20 protein-coding genes are annotated in these 23,245 nt (G+C 68.0%); 13 read left to right on the forward strand and 7 right to left on the reverse strand.

Going from position 1 to position 23,245, the window contains the following annotated elements:
* The first annotated feature begins 44 nt into the window (after window positions 1-44).
* The 9 genes from ACI8AX_RS01635 to ACI8AX_RS01675 all read left to right on the forward strand — a co-directional run bounded on the left by ACI8AX_RS01635 (window position 45) and on the right by ACI8AX_RS01675 (window position 9,113).
* A complete protein-coding gene (locus ACI8AX_RS01635; RefSeq protein WP_456548041.1) occupies window positions 45-1,172 on the forward strand; it encodes a hypothetical protein in 1,128 nt (375 codons plus the stop codon).
* Window positions 1,169-2,524 carry a lipopolysaccharide biosynthesis protein gene (locus tag ACI8AX_RS01640; RefSeq protein ID WP_456548042.1) on the forward strand — a complete coding sequence of 452 codons (1,356 nt, stop codon included), beginning with the start codon at window positions 1,169-1,171 and terminating at the stop codon, window positions 2,522-2,524. Before ACI8AX_RS01635 ends, ACI8AX_RS01640 begins: the two co-directional genes overlap by 4 nt.
* The gene (locus ACI8AX_RS01645) at window positions 2,521-3,354 is read left to right on the forward strand and encodes a glycosyltransferase (protein ID WP_456548043.1); all 834 of its coding nucleotides are present in this window, start codon (window positions 2,521-2,523) and stop codon (window positions 3,352-3,354) included. Before ACI8AX_RS01640 ends, ACI8AX_RS01645 begins: the two co-directional genes overlap by 4 nt.
* Complete coding sequence (locus ACI8AX_RS01650; RefSeq protein ID WP_456548044.1) at window positions 3,341-4,117, forward strand: glycosyltransferase; 777 nt, start codon at window positions 3,341-3,343, stop codon at window positions 4,115-4,117. The genes ACI8AX_RS01645 and ACI8AX_RS01650 overlap by 14 nt, the downstream gene beginning before the upstream one ends.
* A 192-nt stretch (window positions 4,118-4,309) precedes the next feature.
* On the forward strand, window positions 4,310-5,707 hold the full coding sequence (locus ACI8AX_RS01655; RefSeq protein ID WP_456548045.1) for a polysaccharide biosynthesis tyrosine autokinase: 1,398 nt from the start codon (window positions 4,310-4,312) through the stop codon (window positions 5,705-5,707).
* The gene (locus ACI8AX_RS01660; RefSeq protein ID WP_456548046.1) at window positions 5,704-5,988 is read left to right on the forward strand and encodes a PqqD family protein; all 285 of its coding nucleotides are present in this window, start codon (window positions 5,704-5,706) and stop codon (window positions 5,986-5,988) included. Before ACI8AX_RS01655 ends, ACI8AX_RS01660 begins: the two co-directional genes overlap by 4 nt.
* A complete protein-coding gene (locus tag ACI8AX_RS01665) occupies window positions 5,985-6,887 on the forward strand; it encodes a hypothetical protein (RefSeq protein WP_456548047.1) in 903 nt (300 codons plus the stop codon). Before ACI8AX_RS01660 ends, ACI8AX_RS01665 begins: the two co-directional genes overlap by 4 nt.
* A gap of 49 nt (window positions 6,888-6,936) precedes the next feature.
* Entirely contained in the window at window positions 6,937-7,383 is a 447-nt protein-coding gene (locus ACI8AX_RS01670; protein WP_456548048.1) for a lasso peptide biosynthesis B2 protein, read from the forward strand.
* Complete coding sequence (locus ACI8AX_RS01675; protein ID WP_456548049.1) at window positions 7,380-9,113, forward strand: asparagine synthase-related protein; 1,734 nt, start codon at window positions 7,380-7,382, stop codon at window positions 9,111-9,113. The genes ACI8AX_RS01670 and ACI8AX_RS01675 overlap by 4 nt, the downstream gene beginning before the upstream one ends.
* A 4-nt stretch (window positions 9,114-9,117) precedes the next feature.
* Here ACI8AX_RS01675 and ACI8AX_RS01680 read toward each other — a convergent pair whose 3' ends face one another.
* The 4 genes from ACI8AX_RS01680 to gmd all read right to left on the reverse strand — a co-directional run bounded on the left by ACI8AX_RS01680 (window position 9,118) and on the right by gmd (window position 13,407).
* Complete coding sequence (locus ACI8AX_RS01680; RefSeq protein WP_456548050.1) at window positions 9,118-9,261, reverse strand: lasso RiPP family leader peptide-containing protein; 144 nt, start codon at window positions 9,259-9,261, stop codon at window positions 9,118-9,120.
* Between the two features lie 137 nt (window positions 9,262-9,398).
* Window positions 9,399-11,165 carry an ABC transporter ATP-binding protein gene (locus ACI8AX_RS01685; RefSeq protein WP_456548051.1) on the reverse strand — a complete coding sequence of 589 codons (1,767 nt, stop codon included), beginning with the start codon at window positions 11,163-11,165 and terminating at the stop codon, window positions 9,399-9,401.
* A 149-nt stretch (window positions 11,166-11,314) separates the two neighbouring features.
* Window positions 11,315-12,256 (reverse strand): nucleotidyltransferase family protein, encoded by a 942-nt coding sequence (locus tag ACI8AX_RS01690; protein WP_456548052.1) that lies wholly within the window; start codon window positions 12,254-12,256, stop codon window positions 11,315-11,317.
* Window positions 12,257-12,393: 137 nt separating this feature from the next.
* Window positions 12,394-13,407 (reverse strand): GDP-mannose 4,6-dehydratase, encoded by a 1,014-nt coding sequence (gene gmd, locus ACI8AX_RS01695; RefSeq protein WP_456548053.1) that lies wholly within the window; start codon window positions 13,405-13,407, stop codon window positions 12,394-12,396.
* Between the two features lie 88 nt (window positions 13,408-13,495).
* Here gmd and ACI8AX_RS01700 point away from each other — a divergent pair, with 88 nt between their 5' ends.
* From ACI8AX_RS01700 to ACI8AX_RS01710, 3 genes are all read left to right on the forward strand, one after another.
* Entirely contained in the window at window positions 13,496-14,461 is a 966-nt protein-coding gene (locus ACI8AX_RS01700; protein WP_456548054.1) for a GDP-L-fucose synthase family protein, read from the forward strand.
* 120 nt (window positions 14,462-14,581) lie between these two features.
* On the forward strand, window positions 14,582-15,232 hold the full coding sequence (locus tag ACI8AX_RS01705) for an arsenate reductase/protein-tyrosine-phosphatase family protein (RefSeq protein WP_456548055.1): 651 nt from the start codon (window positions 14,582-14,584) through the stop codon (window positions 15,230-15,232).
* 63 nt (window positions 15,233-15,295) lie between these two features.
* Window positions 15,296-16,081, forward strand: coding sequence for an SGNH/GDSL hydrolase family protein (locus tag ACI8AX_RS01710; RefSeq protein WP_456548056.1), 786 nt, complete (start codon window positions 15,296-15,298; stop codon window positions 16,079-16,081).
* A gap of 91 nt (window positions 16,082-16,172) precedes the next feature.
* On the opposite strand, the gene ACI8AX_RS01715 is transcribed toward ACI8AX_RS01710, so the two are convergent.
* On the reverse strand, window positions 16,173-17,651 hold the full coding sequence (locus ACI8AX_RS01715) for a polysaccharide biosynthesis tyrosine autokinase (protein ID WP_456548057.1): 1,479 nt from the start codon (window positions 17,649-17,651) through the stop codon (window positions 16,173-16,175).
* Between the two features lie 82 nt (window positions 17,652-17,733).
* Window positions 17,734-19,227, reverse strand: coding sequence for a sugar transferase (locus ACI8AX_RS01720; protein WP_456548058.1), 1,494 nt, complete (start codon window positions 19,225-19,227; stop codon window positions 17,734-17,736).
* Between the two features lie 447 nt (window positions 19,228-19,674).
* Between ACI8AX_RS01720 and ACI8AX_RS01725 the strand changes: the two genes are divergently transcribed.
* Window positions 19,675-20,973: a glycosyltransferase family 4 protein gene (locus tag ACI8AX_RS01725; protein WP_456548059.1), complete on the forward strand. Its 1,299-nt coding sequence runs from the start codon at window positions 19,675-19,677 to the stop codon at window positions 20,971-20,973.
* A gap of 720 nt (window positions 20,974-21,693) precedes the next feature.
* On the opposite strand, the gene ACI8AX_RS01730 is transcribed toward ACI8AX_RS01725, so the two are convergent.
* A complete protein-coding gene (locus ACI8AX_RS01730; protein ID WP_456548060.1) occupies window positions 21,694-23,244 on the reverse strand; it encodes an O-antigen ligase family protein in 1,551 nt (516 codons plus the stop codon).
* Window position 23,245 lies beyond the last annotated feature (1 nt).

The following is a 23,245-nucleotide window of genomic DNA, read 5'->3' on the forward strand; positions in this document are numbered from 1 at the left end:
TTTTGCCGATCGTCCGTCGTCAACTGCGTACGCGGTGGCTCCTGATGGGGCCGCTCCTCGTCGCGAGCGGCACCTTTACAGCCGCTTTGTCGGCTGCGGGCACTGGACGCGCTCTGAGCGCGCCCACCGCCCTGCTGGACACTCTTCTCATCGCGTCGCTTTCGCTGCACTTGATCGGGATGACATGGGCGATAAGCAGACTGGGGATTCTCAAGGCCTTGAGTCTATATGCGGTCTCCAGCGTAATTGTTGTGCTAACCGCTGGATCCCTAGACCTCGCAGACGCTTGGAAGTATCAACTGGCTTGGCCCCTTTGCGTCTTGGCCACTGCCCTCGCTGTCCGCCGCGGCGCTGTCGTCAACGCCTCGGTCCTCCTAGCCCTGAGTGCGGTCGCTCTCGTCGCGGAATCCAGGAATAACGCCATTGTGCTCGTCCTCGCAGCACTTGTTGGGCTAGCACCGATTGCCAGAGCCCGACTGACGGCTTCTCGTCTCCTCGTTGGCTTGGGTGTGCTTGCCGCGTCGATGTATGTCGGCGCGGGCCTCATCACGTCGGCCATCGAGAGAGGCACCTTCGGCGAGGATCTGCAAGACCGCCAGCTCGAGCAAGCGGAAGACGGTCCGTTGGGCGCTCGCGTTGAGTACGGCGCATCTCTGGCGCTATTCCTTGACGACCCATTCGGCTTCGGCTTGGGGGTACAGCCGTCGAACTACGACGCCTTCGTTGCCGAGTCGGGATTCTATGACATCGGAGTCAGGCCGGATACGGACTACATCCAGGAGGAAGTGCTTGGGGGGACGTTCGAGCTTCACTCGATCGCGTCCGACCTCTGGCTGCTCAGCGGCCTGGGAGGCCTCCTCTACGTCGTCGGTATGGTCTGGGTTTGCGTGCGTACGCTGGTGCAGCGGGGAGACGGAGCTCGGTCACTCAGATGGCTCCTGAACTTCCTGGCCTTCCAGTCGCTCTGGGACATACTGTTCTCACCGTTGCCGTCTAACGGCCGATGGCTCCTCGTTTCCCTGGCCGCGATCCTGATGGCCGCACCGTCCTCACCGCGCATCGGTCAAGCGGAGAGCGCGGAGCGGAATATCCGTCGCTCGCCACAGGACGTCTTAGACGATGAATTGGGGACGCCGTCGTCGTCGCCCATACCTCGACGGCATCCATCATGAATGAGTCCCCCGCACGGCTAGTCCTTAAGAATCTTGCCCTGCGCTTCGCTGTCATCCCGGTGTCGGCGGCGTGCGGGCTGGCGTCAGCTCGCATCCTCGTCTCCGAATATGGGCTGGCAGTCTTCGGCGTTGCTAGCCTGATTGGCACACTCCTCTTCTTGGTGCCATTCATCGACCTGGGAGTAGGCGCAGCTGTTATGGATCGCGCTGCTCGCGGGGCGCGCGGACCGGACATGGCGCAGTGGGTGGGGAAGGCGCTGCGCTGGATGCTTGCTGTAAGCGCGCTCCTGCTAGTCTTGGCGGTTCTTCAGTACTTTAGTGACATCGCCGACTCGATTTTGGGCGACGCTTCCTCGGTCATCGACGGGTCGGCAGTCTTGGGTGGGTGGCTGGTCGTATTAGCCGTCACGTTGCCGTCCTCGCTAGGGCAGCGTTTGCTGATCGGGGTCGGAAGGACGCACGTGGCCACGTTGATCAGTGCGGGCACAGCGCCAGCCGGTCTGTTGATCGTAGCGGCGGCCGGCGTCTTGGAGGCCCCCGCTGAAGTCGTCGTGTTGGCACTGCCGAGCGCCCTGGGGCTGACGTCCCTGTTGGGTCTCCGGATTGGCCTCCGTAGCGTCGCCGTCTCGTCGGGCGAAGCCGCACGAGCGGTTTGTCGAGGGAGGGAACAGACGGCGCTCAAGTTCGGGTCCGTGGCGGGGCCAATGTTCGTCATCAGTGTCGGCCTTCCCCTCGTTTTCGAGAGTCACCGTTTACTGCTGGCCCACATGTCCTCGTTGGCCGCCTTGGCAGCGTATTCGTTGGTAGCGCAACTGTACGCGCCGCTCTGGTCGTCCGTCTCGAGTGGCGGAATGTCGCTGTGGCATGGATTCGCCAGGATGGCTGAGGGGGAGGGCGACCTGGCTCGTCAGTGGAGAAATGCCTTCGTGACCCTCAGCATCACGGGGTTCCTGCTAGCAGCGGCCCTCATCGTGTTCGCTGGCATCGGGGTGCGTCTGATGACGGGGGCGGAAGCGGACGCCGACTATGGGGTGGTCTGGGCATTCGCGGTCCTGCTTGCGCTGCAGGCGGTCCACCTTGCGTCTGGAATGTTCTTGACCGACTCCTTGGGGCTGCGAATGCAAGCCAAGTCCGTGACGTCGATGGCGATTGTGTCTCTAGGGCTGGGAGTCCTCATCACGCCGACCGTAGGCGCGCCTGGGCCCATATGGGCCTCGAGCGCGGCTCTCCTCGTATGCCAGCTTGTGCCCTGTCTTGTTGCGGTACGATGGCGCCTCGCATCCCGTGACAAGACCGTGGTCAGGGCACCCGCGGCGGCGGTCCTCCACGGGAATCGGCGTGCGACAAGATGACGCCGCGCATCTCGGTCATCATGGCGGCTCGGAATGCGGCCGGATCTGTACGTGAGGCGATCGAGTCGGTTGTTGAGCAGACCGTCGATGGCTGGGAGCTTATTGTCGTGGATGACGCGTCCGATGATGGCACTCTCAATGAGATCCGGTCTGTGGGCGACAGTCGGATTCGAGTGGTGGCGAACGCACGGTGCATGGGTGCGGCTGCGTCGAGAAACTTGGCGGTTGCTCAGTCCCGCGGGGAGTACATCGCGGTGATGGACGCCGACGATAGGAGCAGGCCCACTCGCTTGGCCTTGGAGAGTGCGTTCCTTGACCGTCGGCCGGACGTATCTGTGGTCTCTGGTCAGATCGCCGGCTTCGGATCTTGGGGTGGCCCCTATGAGCTCTGGCGATATCCGACTGAGATCGAACAGATCCAGAGCGATCTGTATCGAGGGCGCATGCCGATCGCGCACCCTGCTGCCATGTTCAGGCGTGAGGACTTCCTGACCGTCGGGGGTTACGACGAGCGCTGTCGGCGCGCCGAAGACTTGGCCTTGATTATTCGGCTGTCGCGCCTGGGCATTGCCAATCTCCCCGACGTAGTCTTGGACTATCGAATGCGCCGCAGGGTCTCGCTACCATACGTCGTCAGAGAGTCTTGGTATGCGAGAATCGCTCGGGAGCAGAATGCTCCAGGAGGCGAGTTGCCAACGCCTAAGGCCTCAAAGGCTGTGATGCGGATACCTGGCGTTTTCGTGGACGCAGCGAAGTCCTGGGTTGGGCGTCGCACCTTGGAGATGCACTGGCGACAGCCTAGGCAGGGGAGACCAAATGGCAAAGGGTGAGGACCCGTTGATCACGGTGGTGACAATCGCATTCAATGACCTCGAAGGCCTGTGCCGTACGCGATGGTCCCTCGAGCAACAGGTAGCGGATTGGCGTCACATCATTATGGATGGCGGGTCTTCCGACGGCTCAGCTGAGTACGTGGCGTCTCTCGTCGACGATCGTACCGCAACTCATAGTGGTCCTGACGCAGGGCGCTATGATGCAATGAATCGAGGAAGCAGGATTGTCGACACCTCGCTCTTGATCTTTATGCATGCTGGTGACCAGTTCACTGACGAGCATGTCTTGTGCCGAGCGGTTGAGTCCTATCGTAAGCATGAGTGGGACTGGGCCTTCGGGTTGTCTCGGCTGGTTGCAGGCGACGGCCGAGTCGTCGGGATTGCTGGGACTCCGCCGTTCAGCTTCCGCCGATTGGCTCTGGGCCGAGACATAGTGCCGCATCAAGCAACGTTCTTCACGACGGACTTCTTCAGGAGGGTTGGAGAGTACGACGTCGGCTTCGGATTGGCGGCCGATCAATTGCACTTCCTGCGGGCGGCTACTTTGACGCCACCCCATCTACTGGGGGTCCCGGTGTGCGACTTCGATTTGGGCGGAGCAGGCTCAACTCGGCGTGCCGTTAGTCACTACTGGGATATCAGTCGCGCGAGAAGACGGCTCGGCCTTCGCATCTCTCCGTCCATGACCATGGACACCGCAGTGTCCCTCGGGCTGGGGATGGCCACAGACCTGCGTCGCCTAGTCGGCCCTCGACCCTGAGGTGCACCGTGACGAGAGTCCGACATGTCTCACCCGCGCTGGGCCGGGCGGTTCTTCCCTGCTGGAGGTCGGCATCGCCGGAGGACGGTGGCATGCTTTCGCTGACGTCTCCGCGTGTGCGGGCCGTGCGGTGAGGCGCCTAAAGGTTCAAGGCGATCGTGTCGAAGTTCGTCAAGTGAGAGATGAGCAGCCGTGGAACTCCGCGAAGTAGCAGCGTCCCTGCGTGCCGCTTGGTGGCTTCCCGTGTTGGGTGCGCTTCTCGGGGCCGCCAGCGCACTCCTCGCAAGCCTCGTGCAGACGCCTCTGTACACGTCCAACACCCAGTTGTTCGTGTCGACCCGGGATTCCTTCTCTACGAGCGAGGCGGTCGAGGGTGCCTACTTTTCGCAGGCGAGGGTTACGTCCTACGCGCGGCTCATAATGGGGCCGGAAATGCGTCAGCGGGTCGCGGATCGACTCGGCGAGGGAGTCGCTGTCGACAGCGCAATTTCTGCGATTGCATCCACCGAGACCGTACTCATCGACGTGTCCGTGACCGATGCGTCCCCCGTTGAGGCTCAGCGGGTCGCTGAGGCTATCGGCCAGGAATTCACGTCCTTCGTCGGAGAACTGGAGGCGCCGGATGGAGAGGGGGTGGCTCCGGTTCAGGTGCGTGTGACCGAGCGACCCCAACTGCCGTCTGAAGCTTCGTCTCCGCAGACCGATCGAAATGTACTACTCGGTCTGGTTGGCGGCCTCGCACTTGGAGCCGGCGGGGCGTTGCTCCGATCCCGTCTGGATCGTTCAGTGAAGGATCCAGAGGAAGTTGCGAATCTGACTGCTGCGCCGGTGATAGGTACGGTGCTCCGCGACGATGCTGTGGAAAAGTTCCACACCATCGAACGTGCCTCAGGAAGTCGCACGGTCGAGGACTACCGACAAATCCGAACGAATCTTCAGTTTCTGAACGTCGACTCGCCGCCCAAGGTCATCATGGTCACGAGCGCCCTGCCATCGGAGGGCAAGACGACCCTGACTGTGAATCTTGCGATCGCGCTCGCCGAGGCGGGCCAGCGGGTGACCGTCGTTGAGGCCGACCTCCGAAGGCCCAAGGTCACCCGATACCTCGGCATGGTGGGCGGCGTCGGCCTCACCAATGTCCTCGCTGGTTCCGCCGACATGGAGGATGTGCTGCAGGCGTACCGCGACGGGATGTCGGTCATCGCGGCCGGGCCCACACCCCCTAACCCGGGCGAGCTCCTGGCTTCCACTCATATGTCTCACTTCGTCGCTGACCTCCGCGCGCGCAACGACTTCGTGCTCGTAGACGCCCCACCACTTCTGCCTGTCGCTGACGCGACGGGTTTGGCCTCGTCGATGGACGGTGTCCTGCTAACGGTGCGGTACGGGAGCACACATAGAGACCAACTGCGACAAGCGGTCGCGATGTTGGACCGTGTCGGAGCAAGGACCCTAGGGGTCGTTCTCAACATCGTCCCGCCGAAGGCTCAGGGTGCCTCCGTATACGGGTACGGCTACTCGTATGGATACGAAGCGGCACAACCAGAGCAGTCCCAACCGGCTCTGCGGCGCCAGCCGCCCGCGGCATGAGCGCGGATGACCAGGCCGCCTTTCGCTTCCCCCAAGGCGTCCTCGCGCGCGAGGTCCAGGGCGAACTGGTGCTTCTCAACCTCGGTACCGAGCAGTACTACGGACTCGACCAGATCGGTGCCGACATCGTGACGAGGCTGACCCGGGGGCCCGTGGACGCCGCCCTCATCGCGCTCGAGTCGACGTACTCGGTGGACGGAGCCGTCCTGCGAACGGACGTCGAGGCGCTGATCGAGGAGTTGGTCGCGGCGGGGCTTCTCGAGGCCACGGATCCCCGTTGACCGGGGAGGCCCTGTCGCGGGTCGCCGGAGGGATCCGGGTCGCGTTGCGAGGCGTGCACCATCCATCGGACGACCTGAGTCTCCGGGTGGTCGGCACCGCATCGATCGCGATTCCCGAGTCACGCCCTCATGTCGGCCTGACGCCGGATGGGCAACCCTGGCGCCGGGTGTGGGCGCTGCCGGATCGCCTCGTCCTGGAGTACCTCGACGTCGTGACGGTTCAGGTCGAGGACGACGGCACCGTGTTCTTCGACGAGGACCTGCCGGCGGACGTCGAAGAGCATCTCGTGTACGACCATGTGCTTCCCCTCTTCCTCGCGCGTCGCGGCGCGGTCGTCCTCCACGGAGCCGTGCTCGGGAGCGGCGGCGCGGCAATCGTCCTCAGCGGGCCGACGGGCGCCGGCAAGTCGACGCTCAGTGCCTATGTCGCCCAGCTGGGATGGACGGTCGGCGGGGACGACGGCGCTGTGCTGAGCTTCGCCGCGGACGTGACGGTGGAGCCCACCTATCCCACGGTCCGCCTTACTCCCGACGCCGTCCAACTCCTCGACCTGCCCGTCGATGTAGGGCGCGACGTCGCGGGCAAGCGGCGCACGGAGCCCGGGTCCATCGCCACCACCGCGTGGACACCGACGCGGTTGGCGGCGGTGGTGCACATCCAACCGACCGACGGCGGCGCCGGCTTCACGCGGCTGCAGGGTGCCGAGGCGCATGCCTCGCTGTTCGCAGTGACGTTCCACGCCGACCTGGGACCGGGGGGGCTGCTCAGGAACGTCGTGGACCGCTTGGCGGTGCTCGCCGAGACAGTGACCGTGGGCCGTCTCGCGGTTCCGCGCGGCGCAAGAGGGCTCGCAGCGGCGGAGCGGATCCTGGCGACTGTGATCGCTGAAGGGAGCTGACGCCTTGATCGGACGGCCTCGGCAGGGGAGGGTCCCGCGTGGACGCGCGGTGTCGCTGCGGGATCTGAGTCGGTTCTTCGGGGCACTCTCCGGTCCCTTGCGTCTGAGTACGGCCCGAGCGGCCATCGATGGCATTCGCGTGAGGATCACGTTGACGCGGAAGGGCTTGCGCCCGCTGGTACGCAACATCACCGGACACCCTCCGGGCGACATCGCCGAGGCCCGAGAAGTGGCTGCTGCCGTGGATGCTGGTCTCGGGATCCTCCCCGTCGAGGCCACCTGCCTGCGCCGCTCCGTCACTCTGTTGCGAGAGCTGGACCGGCGAAAGATGAGCGGCACCCTGCACATCGGTGTCCGCCGCGGAGCTCACGGGATCGAGGCGCATGCGTGGGTGCAGTCCGGTTCGAAGGTGCTGAACGACGATCCCGCCGTCGTGGGCACCTACGCGGAGATCTCCGCCGGCGAGGCCGAGCGGATCCTGCCGGAACTCGCATGAGCTTCATTGCCGCTGCCGCCTCTGGCGACCGGTCAGTGGCCGACCTCCTGCGACGGCTGAGGGACGACTTGGCGAACGGTGCCATCGCGAAGGCGGCCTACCGGGGACATGTGGTGGCCTGGACGACCGGCCATCCTTGGGTCAGCAGCTCCGACGACGGCGAGGTCCTCGTCGTCCTGGACGGCCAGGTACACCGACCGCTTGCCGAGCGAAGCCTGCAGGCGGAGCTGCTTCGGGTCCGCTACCGGCAGTCCGGCGAGAACTTCGCGCGGGGAGTGCTGGGCGACTTCGTCTGCATCATCCTCGATCGGATCCGGGACCGCCTCGTCGTGAGTCGCGACCCGATCGGCGTCCGGCCGTGGTTCCACTCGAGCAGCGGGAAGCAGTACGCCGGTGCGACGGACCTCGCCACGGTCAGCTCACTCCCGTGGGTTGACGTCAGCATCGACGAGGAAATGGCGTTGGCCCACCTGGCCGGTGAGATGCAGAGCTCCGGCGGGACGCTCTACCGGGGCATCTCGACGGTGGCGCCCGGCTCGACGTGGACGTCGGCTGCGCCCTCACCTCGAGGACGCCTGCACCACCGGTGGAACCTCGTCCCAGAGCCCGAGGTCACTTGGGACGAGGCTGTCGAGCGCTGTCGGCATGTCTTCCGGGAGATCGTCCGGGATCGAGTCGCCGTGGCCGGCGCGGCGACCAGCGAGCTCAGCGGGGGGCTGGACTCCTCTTCAGTGATCGGCACGTTGGTCGACATGGGGTACGACGACGTCCTTGCCGGCCGACTGCTGTTCGACGGCCCCGACGCGGACGAGCGCCGATTCTCTGATGCCGTGCTGGAGATGTGGCGCGTCCCGAGTGTCTCCGTCGGTCCCTGGCTGCCGACCGATGAGGAGTTCGCAGCGTTGTGCCGAGATCTGCGCCGCCCGCCCCCAGATCCGAACTTCACCATGACAGTGTCTCTGCATCGAGGCTTCCAGGAAGCCGGACGGAAATGCGCCCTCACCGGACTGGGAGGAGACGACGCCTTCCTCGAGACGACGCTCGGTTCGCGAGTCGTCAGTGCGCTTCAGCAGCGGCGTGCGGCGGTGCTCTCGCCGGCGCTGCACGAGCTCGTGGCGCACCGGCGCGGTGCGTGGCGGCGGACATGGCGGCCCTTGTTGTCCTACGTGGCAGGACGCGGACGTCCACAGCCACCGCGCTACGTCGCGGAGCGCGCCGCCCGGGAACATGCCCTCCGCGAACTAGTGGCCTCACCTACGGTGGAAGTGACTGGCGACAGAGCCGTCGACGAGCGATTCAGCGGACACTCGTCTGGCTATGTCGCTGCGATTCTCGAGGACGCCGCTCTGGTGCACGATCTCTCCGGATGGCGGAGCACTCACCCGTTCTTCGACCCGCGGTTCATCGAGGCCAGTTACGGGCTCAATCCGTGGTTTCCCGTGCGAGGCGGCCACGACCGAGCCCTCGAAGTAGAGATCTTCGGAGCTCTCCTCCCACCGAAGGTCCGGACCAGGCGTGACAAAGCGGACTTCGCCGAAGTGGCTTGGGCGCGACCGGCGACGCGAGACTTGGCGCAGCGGATCCTCAGTGGCCCGCTGATGGAGCGAGGATGGATCGATCCGGACGCGGTGACCGACGTCATCAGTGACGCAGAACAGGGGAGAGCTGAAGCAGCTCTCCCCTTCTGTCGGCTCGTGGCAGTGCACTCATGGCTGAGTGGCACGGCCTAGCCGCTCAGCACTTGCCGTTCGCCACGCCGTTCTTCCGGCTGCAGTTGTCCAGACCGCGGGATCCGTTGCCGAGGGTGAGTTCGGCGAGGCTGCCGAGCGACCGCAGCGTCGGGCGGTGGTAGTTCGACTTCTGAGCGACCTTGTCCATGACATCCCCGTGCTAGGCGTGAAGTTGTGCGCAATGGAAGCACGAAACTCACCAGTCACACAAGTGCTCGCTGTATCACACCTCACCCGCGGACTCGCACACGACACGTCCGACTGGCCCCGGCAGAGCCCTCACGGTCAGCGGTAGGCGCTGGCTTGCAACTCGTAGAGCTCCGCGTACTGGCCACCGCAGGCCATGAGCGACTCGTGATCTCCTTCTTCGACGATCCGGCCGTCGGAGAGCACGTAGATGCGGTCCGCGGATCTGACGGTCGAGAAGCGGTGCGAGATCACCACGACGCTGCGGCCGGAGCACAGCACGCGCAGTTGCTCGAAGAGGTCGCTCTCTGCGCGCGGGTCGAGGGAGGCCGACGGCTCGTCCAGGATCACCAGCGGCGCATCACGGATGAAGGCCCGGGCCAACGAGAGCCGCTGCCACTGCCCCACGGACAGATCGGACCCGCCGACGTACTCCTTGCTCAGGACGGTGTCGTAGCCGGAAGGGAGAGCAGTCAGGAAGTCGTCGGCGTCCGCCTGCTGAGCAGCGCGGCGGACCGCTGCGTCAGCGGCTTCCCCGTCCGGATGTCCGAGCTGGATGTTGTCCCGGGCGGTCAGCTGGTACCGGACGAAGTCCTGGAACAGCACCGCGATCCGGCTCCGCACGGCATCGGGGTCCATGTCGCCGACGTCCACGCCGTCCCACTCGATGACACCCCTCGTCGGGCGGTAGAGGTTCGCGAGCAGCTTGGCGAGTGTGGACTTCCCGCTCCCGTTGGCGCCGACGAGCGCGATCACTTCCCCGGGGTTGATCTCGAGCGAGACCGACTCGAGGGAGGCCTCGGTCGCCTGGGGATAGGCGAACCCGACCCCGGTCACCGTGATGCGCGGGGGCGTGGACGACGGCGGAAGGGAAGTGAGGGGCTCATCCGTCGGGGACGTCGGGGGGCGTTCGGCCAGGAAGTGCCGGAGATCCTGCAGGAACGGCGCGGCCTCGGCTATCTCGCCCAGCGCGTAGGTCGCGCCTCCGACGCGGGCCGCAAGGAGTCGAACGGCCAGCAGCGCGCCCCCGGCGGCCGCCAGGCTCAGCCGTCCCCGGTCCACGAGGACGACGACCATCAGGAGGGCGACGCCGAGCAACACGGCCGAGCCGACCGTGCCGAGCAGCGCCAGCCGGAGCCGCGCGTTGACGTGCCGGCGGAGATCCAACAGGTACGCGGCGTAGTTGCGCTCCCACCGCCGCTGCAGGGGGCCTGAGAGCGCGAAGGCGCGCACCTCCTTGGCCTCGTCGCGTCGCGTCAGTACCCCTTGTAGGTACAAGCGCTCCCGCTCGCGCGTCGTCTGGCCGGCTTCGAACCGGAACTCGCGCCGGGCGATGACCCGGGAGGTGAGGAGGACCGGTACGGACGAGACGAGGAGAACCGGCAGCAACGCAGGGGCGAGCGCGACGACGGCTACCGCCGCTCCACCGGCGGCCAATGCGTCTCCCGCGGCGATCACGATCGCGTGAACCACGTTCTGCGTGCGCTCGGCGGCGTTGACCCGGACCCGCTGGGCTCGGTCGTAGAACTCGGGGTCCTCGTAGGCGGCCAGTTCCACGGCTCGACTGACGTCCAGGATCCGCCGCCACACCTCACGGTTGACGTGCTCGCCCAGGGCTCGGTGCTGCAGGTTCCCCAGCGTGGACGCAGCCGCGGTCGCCGCAGTGAGCACGGCCAGCAGGACGATGGGCAGAATGGCCCGTTCGACCAGCGTGCCGTCCTCGTCGGATCCCTCAAACGCAACGGAGAGCACCTGCTCGACCAGGAGCACCTGGGCCAGTAGCGACACCGAGGCGAGCGCCTGAGCTCCTACGGTGAGCAGCACCCTCGCGCGGCTGGCCCGCCACACCAGCGCCAGCGCGTACACCAGCCATCCGGGCAGGTGCGCCAGACGGGCTCGACGTCCCGTGCCAGGCGCAACGTCCTCACGATAAGGCATGGGTCAGAACAGTCCAGCAGCGGAACCCACTGGCTGTCGGCGCGCGAGGACACGGAGCCGCTGGGCGGCGCCGCGCGTCACTCCGCGCCACCCACGGCGCCGGACGCGCGGCGGTGTCGCCGCCACTCTCGGAACGCTCGGGGCATGCGGGCCAGTACCTGCACCGGCCGGGCTACCCGAGCGCGGAGGAGGCCCCCAGTGGTCCGTGTCCGTTCCGGCTGCGCAAAGCGAAACCACTCCGCGGAGGGGAAGAGGAGGTTGCTCGCCAATTTGAGTCGGGAGCCCCAGGTCTTCGCCATGGCTGCTCGCTCGAGGACCAGGGCCGAGTGTGAGGCGGATGCGGCTCGCATCCGGGTCTCCACGTGGCTCGGGCCCGTGAGACCGAGGCGCCGGACGAGTGCAGCACCGGCGGGCAGCAGAGTCAGCCCAGCCGTGAAGGCATCCAGCGCGTCGAGCCGCTCGGCCAGGTCTGCGGCAGCCCGCCACGTGTCGTCATCCACTCGGGCAAGTCCGAGTTGGAGATCGCGCGCCGCCTTCTCGTCGGCCAGTCCCTTCTGCGCCAGGTGGAGGGCCAGGTGCATGGTGCGGGCAGGGACGGAGAGTGCGGGGACCGTCGTGCCGGCCCACTGCCACGGCACGGTCTCGACGCGCAGGATCCGCCATGCCTCGCTCCGGTCGACGCGGATGCCGGTGAGCGTCACGTGCAGGTCGACGTCTACTCCGTGACGGTTCTGCAGCGGCTGTTCCTCGGGCGACAAGGCCGCGAGCGTCGCGACGTCGAGCAGTGGCCGATAACCGAGCTCCGCGAGTGCCCGAACCGTAGCCGCCTCGGTGTCGGGAGCCACCAGGACGTCGAGATCCACATACGTGCGCTGTGTCGGGTCGTCGTACAACCAGCCGGCGATCGTCGCGCCCTTCAGCATGACGAAGTCGATCTCGGCCCGCGCGAGGTGCTGGGCGATGGAACGGCACGCGTCGTCGAGGAGCAGCGCCATCGCCTGATCGCGGTAGCTCGTCACCCTCGCCCTCGCTCGTCCGACTGCTTAGCACGACCGCCCGCGCCGGATCGTAGGTCCGCGCCAGTCCCGTGCGGGGGAGCCGCAGCTGGTGTGGCCGTGCAAGGAGTCCTCGCGGGCGTGGCCACGCGGGGATCTCCCTATGCGTCCACCCGCACGTGCCGGCCGGAGCGCATGTCCTCCAACTGCTGGATGTCGGCGTCGACCATGATCTTCACTAGGTCGGGCGTCAGCACCTTCGGCTCCCAGCCGAGTTGCGCCTTGGCCTTGGAGTAGTCGCCGATCAGGGCATCGACCTCGGTCGGGCGCTCGTACCGCTCGTCGTGCTCGACGTAGTTCTCCCACTCGAGGTCGACATGCTCGAAGGCCATGCGCACGAAGTCCTTCACCGAGTAGGCGGTGTTGCTCGCGAGCACGTAGTCGTCCGGCTCGGGCGCCTGGAGCATCCGCCACATGCCCTCGACGTACTCCGGCGCGTAGCCCCAGTCGCGCACGGCGTCGAGGTTGCCCATGTATAGCTTCTCCTGGAGGCCGGCCTGGATGCGGGCCACGGCTCGGGTGACCTTGCGGGTGACGAAGGTGGCGCCGCGGCGCGGGCTCTCGTGGTTGAAGAGGATGCCGTTCACCGCGTAGATGCCATAGGCCTCACGGTAGTTGCGCGTGGCCCAGTAGGCGTAGACCTTGGCAGCGCCATAGGGGCTGCGCGGATAGAACGGCGTCTGCTCGTTCTGCGGGGGTGGGGTCGCCCCGAACATCTCCGAGGACGACGCCTGGTAGATCTTCGTTCGGACCTTCGCGGCTCGAACCGCTTCCAGCAGCCGCATGGCGGCAAGACCCGTGACATCCCCGGTGAACACTGGCTGATCGAACGAGACCCGGACGTGTGACTGCGCACCGAGGTTGTAGACCTCGTCGGGGTTGACGTCGCGAAGCAGGTTGATCAACGTGACGCCGTCATTGAGATCGCCGAAGTGCAGGAACAAGCGCCGGTTCGCCACGTGCGGGTCCTGGTAGATGCCGTCGAGCCGCTCGGTGTTGAACGACGAGGAGCGGCGCACCAGGCCGTGCACTTCGTAGCCCTTCTCCAGGAGGAGCTCGGCCAGGTAGGAACCGTCCTGTCCGGTGATCCCGGTGATCAGCGCCGACTTCGCCACGAGGTACTCCCCACACTTCCCGTGCGACCCGGCAGTTCCGGATCGTCCCGCCGTTAGCCTAGGGGCGGCCGTCACGGGAGGACTTGTCATGTCGATCGCACCATTGGACCGCAGCGCCCGCACGTTCATCGCGGGGCACCGAGGCCTCGTCGGGGGGGCGGTGCTCCGGCACTTCGCCAAGTCGGGCTTCGACAACGTGGTGACGCGTTCCTCCACCGAGCTCGACCTGCGCGATGCGCCCGCGGTCGAGGAGTTCTTCGCGGCCGAGAAGCCGGCGACCGTGGTCATGGCGGCTGCGAAGGTGGGCGGGATCGTCGCCAACAGCACCTACCCGGCCGATTTCATCTCCGACAACCTGCGCGTGCAGGTCAACGTGCTCGACGCCGCCGCGCGGCACGGCGCCACGAAGCTGCTGTTTCTCGGCTCGAGCTGCATCTACCCGAAGATGGCCGAGCAGCCGATCCGCGAGGACAGCCTGCTCACCGGCCCGCTGGAGGAGACCAACGACGCCTACGCGATCGCGAAGATCGCCGGCGTCCTGCAGGTCCAGGCGCTGCGCCGGCAGTACGGCGTCCACTACATCTCCGCGATGCCGACCAACCTGTACGGGCCCGGCGACAACTTCCACCCGACCAACTCGCACGTGCTGCCCGGCCTCATCCGCCGGTTCCACGAGGCGAAGATGCAGCAGGCGCCATCAGTGACGGTGTGGGGGACCGGGACGCCGCGGCGGGAGTTCATGCACGTCGACGACATGGCCCGCGCCTGCCTGTACCTGCTCGAGCACTACGACGAGCCGGGGCCGATCAACGTCGGCATCGGCAGTGACCTCTCCATCCGTGAGCTCGCCGAGATGGTCGCCGAGGTCGTCGGCTACCAGGGGTCGCTGGAGTTCGACAGCAGCAAGCCCGACGGTACGCCGCGCAAGCTGCTGGACGTCAGCAAGCTGCACGCCCTCGGCTACAAGGAGCAGATCGACCTGCGGACCGGTCTGGCCGAGACCTACGCCTGGTACCAGGAGCAGCTCGTCGCCGGGGCGATCCGCGCGGCCTGAACTTGTGCGGGCGCTCGGCCGGAAGCACCCTCAGTCACGTTGGTGAGGCTGCGCCCCGACAGCACCTGCCAGAGCGTGCCGGTCCGCGTCCGCCAGGGGAGGCGAACTTAGTCTCGACCCATGCGGATCCTGTTCGTGTGCACCGGCAACATCTGCCGCTCGCCCCTGGCTGAGCGGCTGGCGAGTCTGTGGGCCGAGCAGGCCCTGGGCGCGGGTGCGGCCGCGATCCACATCCGCAGCGCCGGCACGGAGGGGGTCGAGGGCCACGCCATGGACTCCCGCAGTGCCAACGCGCTCATCGCGCTGGGTGGCAGCCCGGCTGGCTTCGTCGCCCGCAAGCTGCACCCGGTCATGGCCGAGGAGGCCGACCTGGTGCTGACGATGACCCGCCGGCAGCGGCGGAGCGTCCTGCAGCAGGCTCCCCGGGCCATGCGTCACACCTTCACGCTGCCGGAGGCGGCCGACCTCCTGCGTGGCGCCGACGTGGACGGGATCGACCTCCTGCCCCTGCGCCGCCGCGCCGGGGAGCTGGCGGTCCGCCTCAACGCGAAGCGTGCGTGGCGCAAGGGCGTCGACGCCGACGACGTCTTCGACCCCATCGGGCAGTCGAAGGACGTCCACCGGCAGGTGGCCGCCCGCATCGTGCGCAAGCTGCAGCCCCTCACCGACGTGCTGTTCGCCGAGGACCGCCCAGGTGGGGCGTGGGGCCCCCCTCCGGTGCCGGCGCGCCGCCCGGCGTTCCCGCCGCCGGTCCCCGTGCCCGCCCGGTAACGGAGTCGCACCGTTCCACGTCGCGCTCTGTGAGGACGTGAGCACGCCTCCTACGATCGAGTGGTGTTCGGCCTGGCTCGTCCCCCTCGCTGGGGCTTGATCTCTCTCGCCGTCCTGCTGATCGCCAACCTGGGGCTCTTCACCTACCTCGCCTTGCGGCCCGACCCGCTCGATCCGCTCGCTGGAAACCCGGCGCCGGCTGCGGCTTCTACCTCCAGCGCGCCGAGCGCCGGCGAGGCCGCCCCGTCGTCGGCGCCGGCGACCGCCACCACCGTGGAGACGACGCCGGTGCTTGCCGTCTACGGCGACGGGTACTCCACCGGCTCCGTGCTCGGCGGCCAGGGAGCATCGGGCTGGCCGGCTCTGCTCGCGGGCGAGCTCGGCGCCGAGCTGCGGATGGGTGCCGTGTCGCAGTCCGGATACGCGGCCCTCGGCGTCTCCGGAGGCGACTTCGCGGACCAGGTGACGGCCACCCCTGTGCCTGACGCCACGGTCACCATCGTCTTCGGCAGCCGCAACGACCTCGGGGAGGCCGTGTCGTCGGTCGCTGCTGGTGCCGCTGAGACGCTCGAGCTGGTCCGCACCTCCGCACCCGACACCGCCATCGTGGTCGTCGGGCCGGCGTGGAGCGATGCCGATGTCCCGGCGGACCTGCTGGCCCACCGCGACGCGGTTGCTGCCGCCGCCGCGTCGGCCGGCGCGACCTTCGTCGACCCGATAGCCTCCGGCTGGTTCGGTGAGCCCGAGGGTCTGATCGCCACCGACGGCATCTCGCCCACCGACGCCGGCCACCGCTTCATCGCCGACGCCCTGGTCCCCGTGGTCGACGAGGTCCTCGCCCGCCAGTGAGCTCCTGACCGGTGCTCGCTTGAGCGCCGGTGCTACGGCGACGGCCCCCGACCTCAGGAGAGGTTGGGGGCCGTCGCGGTCAGGACCGCGGTCAGCGGCTGCGGACTCGCGGCGGTGGGGCGTCGTCCCGGATCGCCGGGAAGGTGGTCGTGTGGTCGATCTGCGGCGACCGGCCCTTTCTGCCCCGACCGGCGTCGTCTCCCTCCACGGCGGCCAGCGCCGAGTAGGCGTAGTTGTAGCCGTACCCGTAGCCCTCGGCCGCCTTCGGCGGGATGCGGTTCAGTACGACGCCCAGCAGCTTGGCGTCGATGTGCTCCAGGGCCGTGACGGCCTGCTCCAGCTGCGCCCGGGTGGTCGTGCCGTGCCGGGCCACCAGCAGCGCGCCATCGGCGACCTTGGAGAGCACGGCGCCATCGGTGACCGGCAGGAGGGGCGGCGCGTCGATGATCACGTAGTCGCTGGTCTCCCGGATCTCGGCCAGGAGGGCGCGCATCTGCTTCGAGCCGAGCATCTCGCTCGGGTAGGGCGGCATGGGGCCGGCCGCGAGAACCTGTAGGTTGCCGTCACCGATCGGCTGCACCACCTCGTCATAGCGAGCCGATCCCGCCAGCACGTTGGACAGCCCGGCGCCGCTGATGATGCCCAGGTAGCGAGTCACCCGGGGCCGGCGGAGGTCGGCCTCGATGAGCGTCACGCGCACGCCGGCCTGGGCCATGACCACGGCCAGGTTGACGGCCACGGTGGTCTTGCCCTCACCGGGCAGGGAGCTCGTCACCACGATCGTGCGGGCCGGCTCGTCGACGTCGACGAACTGCAGGTTCGTCCTGATCTGGCGGTAGGCCTCCGCGGTCTCCGAGTAGCCGCCGGAGTCGTCGGCGACGCCGTTCTCCGCCAGTGTCGGGTCCTCGGTCAACGCGCCGACCACAGCGACCCCGGTGAGGTCCTCCACGTCGTCGGGGGTCTTGACCGTGTTGTCCAGCCACTCACGGAGGAGCGCGGCGCCGCCACCGAGCACTAGGCCGGCGAGCAGACCGAAGGCGAGGTTGTTCAACAGGACCGGCGATGTCGGCGCATCGGCGACCTGCGGCTCCTCGATGAACTCGACCTTCACCGTCGAGGCCGTGGCTCCGTCCGGTGTCTCGAGGCTGGTCACCAGGCTGATGAACTGCTGGCCCAGCGCCAGGGCGATGTCTCGCGCCTCGGTCGCCGAACTGCGGGTGACGGTGACGTCGAGCAGCACGGTGTCGGGAACTGCGCTGGCGGTAAGATCGGCGGTCAGCTCCGCCGGGGTCTCGTCGAGGCCGAGCTGGTCGACCACCCGGGCGGCCAGCCGCTCGCTGGTCAGGATCTCGACGTAGGACGTGACCCGTTGCTGGGAGAACAGGTTCCCCTGGTACGCCGTCGTCGTGGTGTCAGTGCCCGTCGTACTGACGAAGAGCTGGCTGGTCGACGTGTACAGCGGGGTCGCCTGCCACGTCAGCAGCCCGGCTCCGACCATCCCGGCCAGCGCGCCCAGGACGATCAGCCACCAGCCGTGTCGTACCGCCTGGACGACGTCCTTCAGATCCACGGGGAAGCCTTCCGGTCAGCAGTTCGGGGCGCGCCGCTGGAGGTCCATGGACCCGGCGCATATGTCACGGTAAGACAGGGCATCAGTACGCACCGCTTCCGCCGCGCACCGCACCGAGGGTCTTCCAGAGGATGAAGAGGTCGAGGCCGAACGACCAGTTCTCGACGTAGCGGACGTCGACGCGCACCGAGTCGTCCCAGGTCAGATCGGACCGGCCGCTGATCTGCCACAACCCGGTCATGCCAGGCTTCACCAGGAAGCGGCGGCGCATGTCGAAGCCGTACTTCTCGGTCTCCGAGACCAGCGGCGGTCGCGGCCCCACGAGCGACATCTGGCGACCGATCACGTTGAGCAGCTGTGGCATCTCGTCCAGCGAATAACGGCGCAGGACGCGCCCGACGCGGGTGACCCGTGGGTCCTCCCGCATCTTGAACAACACGGCGTTGCCGTCGTTCAGCGCCCGCAGCTCGGTCAAACGGGCATCCGCGTCGACGACCATCGAGCGGAACTTGAGCATCGTGAAGACCTCGCCGTCCTTGCCCACCCGCCGCTGCCGGTAGAGGACCGGTCCAGGGCTTGTCGCCTTGACCAGGACGGCGATCGACAGGAGCAGTGGGGAGAGCGCGACGAGGGCGCCGGCGGCCACGACGACGTCGAAGACCGTCTTGGCCATGCGCCGGCCGCCGGTGAACTCGGGCCGTTCGACGTGGAGCAACGGCAGGCCGGCCACGGGCCGGATGGCCACGCGGGGTCCGGCGATGTCGGTCACGGCCGGGGCCAGCAGCAAGGACGCGGAGGTCTCCTCGAGGTCCCAGCCCAGGCGGCGCAGCGCGGGGCCCTCGAGCTCCTGACTCGGCAGGACCGCCACCACGTCGATGTCGTGACGACGGACGACGTCCACCACGTCGTCGATGCTCCCGAGCACCGGTGACATCGGGTCGGCGCCGTGCCGGGGCAGCCCCGCGGGGAGGCAGCATCCGACGACGTCCAGCCCCTGGTAGGCGACCTTGTCGATCTGCCGGCGGAGGGCGGCGACACCACTGCCGTGCCCGACGACGAGCGTCCGGGAGCGGTGCAGACCGCGGCTGCGCTGGCGGTGGAGCGTCTGCCGGCGCGCGTAGCGCTGCACGAGGGTGAGGAAGCTCGCCAGCGGCAGGGCCACGACGACGAAGCCCCGGGCGATGTCCCACTTGGTGGCCCAGCTGACGGAGGCGAAGGCGGCGACCACCCAGACGCAGGCGGTCAGGACCCGGCGGAACTCGTCGGCGCCCAGGCCGAGGTACCGGAGCTCGTAGCTGCGCGCCAGCCACATCGCCAGCACCCAGCCGAACGGCAGGCAGAGGGCGACCAGCAGTGCCTCGGACGGACCTGACCCCAGCATCGAGGTGGAGTCCCCGAAGCGGACTAGGTAGCCGATCAGCCCGGCGAGGAGCGCGCACAGGGCATCGCCGACGAGGATGGAGCGCACGTAGCTCGTGCGCCACCGGCGACGGTCGTCGACCGCCGGCGGGGCGTCGGCCCGGGGGTGGGCCAGGACGCCGGGCGCGATGCCGGCGTCCTCCGCAGTTGCTGTCATGGTTCCCCGTTTCGACGACCCGCGCCCGGACGGCGGGTGATCCGGATCGGTGCGATGTCTCTGTCGCGCCCTGAACGGGGCGCGACTGAACGCTCACGTTCAGTAAAGCAAGGGCCGGTTCCGTGTCGGAACGGCAACGCTTCCGAAGTTCGGCTCAACAACTAGCAACCCTGTGCGACCGGTGTGACGGTCGTTTCTCCTGGGACGGCTGCGGCGTGTCGGCAACCGCCGCGGCCCGGCGCTCGCCGGTCACCGCGTGACTGGGGCGGTCTCGTGAGTCCCGGTGTGGCAGGAGCGACCGGCGGTGCGGAACGGCGCCGTGTCGGTGCGCCGCGCCGCTCGGCCGGCTCCGCGCCGATGTGATCGACCCGTCCCGAGCGGACGAGTTCGTATCGCCCGTGGCGCTCGCGCCGCACCACGGCGGAGGGCCACACCGAGGAGGCAGTCGTGATCCGCAGGAGAGTCGTCGCAGGAGTACCGGTCGAGCGCCGCCGCCGGACGCGCAGAGAGGTGCTGATCACCGGGCTCAACTTCTTCCCCGAGCAGACTGGCATCGCGCCGTACACGACCGGTCTCGCCCGCCACCTGGCCGGCTCGGACATCGCGGTCACCGTGGTGACCGGTCACCCGCACTACCCCGAGTGGCGCCTGCACCCTGGCTACGAGACACCCCGCCCGGTCGAGACCGACGAGGGCGTCGAGGTGGTCCGGGTGAAGCACCCGGTCCCGGGAAACCCGACCGGCCTCTCTCGCATCGTCATGGAAGCCGTCTTCGCCCTGCGCAGCGGACGCGAGCTGTGGCGCCGCCGCAGCGACGTCGCTCTCGTGGTCAGCCCGGCCCTGCTCTCCGCCCTGCCGGCGGTCGCCATGAAGCCCTTCCGGCGGCACGCCGTCGGTGTCGTCGTCCAGGACCTCTACGGCGCTGCCGTCTCGGAAGCCGGTCTCGGCGGCTCGGTCCTGTCCCGGGCCACGGCGTGGCTGGAGAAGCAGGTCATGCGGCGCGCCGACGGCGTCGCCGTCATCCACCCGATCTTCCGCGACCGGCTCGTGGCCATGGGCGTCCCGGCCGAGCGGATCCGGGTCATCCCGAACTGGTCGCACGTCACGATCCCCGACATCAACCGCGAGGAGGTCCGCCGCGAGCTCGGGTGGGAGCCCGACGCGGTGATCGCCCTGCACGCCGGCAACATGGGCGTCAAGCAGGGGCTCGGGACGCTGGTGGAGGTAGCACGACGGGCGGAGGAGACCGGCAGCGACGTGCGCGTCGTGCTCCTGGGAGACGGCAGTCAGCGCACCAAGCTGCAGGCCGAGGCCAACGGGCTGGAGAGCCTGCAGTTCCTCGAGCCGTTGCCGGCCGGCGACTTCGAGCGGGCCCTGGCCGCCGCCGACTGCCTGCTGCTCAACGAGAAGCCGGGCGTCGTGGAGATGTCGGTGCCGAGCAAGCTCACCACCTACTTCAGCGCGGGCAAGCCCGTCGTCGCGGCGACCGACACCGCCAGCGGCGCCGCGCAGCTCGTCCGCGACTCCGGTGCCGGCGTGATCGTCCGGTCCGGCGACGCCGACTCGATCCTCGCTGCTGTCACCGACCTCGCCCAGGACCCTCAGCGGGGCGAGGGGATGGGGCGCAACGGTCGTCGGTACGCCGCGCAGCGACTGGCCGGCGACACCTCGCTGAGCCTCTACGACGCCTGGCTGGGTGACCTCCTGCGGCACGCCCGTCCTCGCCGCCGTCGCGACGACGACTGATCAGCTCCAGCCGACAGGCCCCGCGATGCACTGGCGTCGCGGGGCCCTGTCGCGTTCCGGGCACTGTGGCGTTCGGGGCGCTGTCGCGCTCCGGCGTCCCCGTTAGCGACGGGGTGCGGCCACACCTCGGCTCGGGCTCGGCCGAGCGAGAGAGCGTGGCTGCGCCGCCCTGCCCGCCCGCCGGCTGCCGCGGGCGGCGAGCCGGCGGTGACGTCGTCCGGCGCCTCGGACGTGCCTGGGGGCGCGGCGGCCGAGGGAACGGGGCCGGATGCCGGCACGGTCAACGAGGTCGCCAGCGCCAGGAAGAGCAGGGGCCTCAGCTGGTACGGGAACGGCTGGGCCAGCCCCCATGATGGCGGAGAACGCCACCAGGGACCAGTCCGGCGGGGGAGCGCCGAAAGCCTCAGCCGGGCACCACCAGGACGGCGAACAGCAGCACCGCGATGACCACGTCGGTGGCGAGCGCCGATCAGGGAGATTCAGCCCTGCACGGTTCAGAGGCCGAGGGCGCTCCGCCCCGCAGGGTCGCGATCGTCGAGTGACGCGGTGTTGTTCGGCGACTTGAGCGATACCAGGACGTTGACCACCACGGACTCGCCGGAACGGCCGCGGCGGCGAGCAGGTCATCGTCCCGACCCGGCGGGAGGTGACCATTCCGCGGCGGGGCCGCCAGCGACCGCCGTCCCGAAGCGGAACCCCCCGCTCGGGTGGTTGGCTGGCTCAACGAAGGCTGCGGCGAATCCTGCGAGGACGAGTGGCCAGGCCTGTCCTTGACCGGGAAGATCCACGACTTCGCTCACGTCCGAGTGTGGCTCGCTGTACACCCCTTGACGGCATGGCGCGCGGATGAGGCGGTACGACTTCGAATTTTCCTGCGCTTGAAGGGGCCGCGTCGCTCCGCCCCGGTCGCTCGTCGTTGCGCTTGCTGTCGCGCACCGCATGAACTGCCTGTGCCAGTAGCAGCAAGAGGATCACCATGGCAAATGTTTTGTTCTCCACCGCAGCGCCGAGAGGAAGCATGACGACCTGCACGACAAAGAAGGCCCGACCCGTCGAGCCGGTGACACCAAGCGCGCCGATCTGGGTGATACGACGAGCACTGAGGATCAACGCGACGACGAGGGCGACAAGGATGAGTACGCCGACGAGTCCTAGTTTTGCCGGGATGATCAGCGGCGTGTCCATGGTGAAGGCAAATCTGTCGGCACCGACCTTGTACTGGTAGGCGTCGTACAGGTACCCAGGTCCTGTGCCAAAAAGCGGACTCGACTGCCAGGTGTCCAGAGCTAGATCGTATTGCCGGGTTCGGTCGTTGTAGCTCAGGTCATCCGTCGATCCGCTGAGAAGATCGCCGATCGACGCAAGCCTCCGGAAGAGGAAGTCCTTGTCTGTTGTGAGGCGACCGGCCAGGACGGGTAGAAGAGCGGCTGCCGCCGCTATTGCGACCACTCCCATGCTGACGAGCTTCACCAGGGGGATCCGTCCCTTGAGTCGCGAGCCCGCCAACCCGAGGAACGCAGCGAGGAACAAGAGGGAGTTCCGCGTACCGGTGACCAGGAGAAGCACCGGAATGACCACGGCAAGTACCGCCCAGGCTGGTCTCCTCCTCTCGGCTGCGCCCCAGCTCGCCAGCGCGAAACAGAAAGCGAAGGCGCACATCGGCGTGCCGCTGATTCCGATGGACTCGACGGGCAGGACGCTCAGGCCCCGTACGTTCAGCCAGACCACGGCGAACGCCACGGTGGCGTACAGGCCGGCGCAGACGATGAGACGTTGGACGAATCGCCAGGGCAGTCGGTGGGCGAAGTCGACGGCAAGCAAGGGCGCTGCCGCAAGCATGAGGTAGGGCAACGAATCTCTGACCCAGGCATCCAAACCGACCGCGTTGCTGGTCGACGTGAGGGCTTCGAACAGAAGATAGGCCCCCAGGATGGCGCCGCCGACCACGGCAGGTTTGAGAGCGTGCGACAGACGGGCGTCCCAGCGTCGCGCGCCCGCAACGGCCATGGCGAGAGCCACGGCCAGCGCTCCGATGTAGGCGAACTTGCCCACCCCGGACTCGGATTGGAGTACGACCATCCCGCCCACCGTCAAGGCGACCAGTCGTGCGCGGGCGCTTCGAACGACGAGCACGAGTCCGGCGACGCCGATCAGCAGCAGGGCGGCGGACGGGGAAGCAACGGTCGCCATCGCGAGCACCGGCGTCGCCGCAATGATCGCGAACGGGATGGCGCGGGGGACCTGCGCGATGGACGGCTTGCGTAGACCCACT

This window comes from Blastococcus sp. SYSU D00813 (assembly GCF_054050735.1).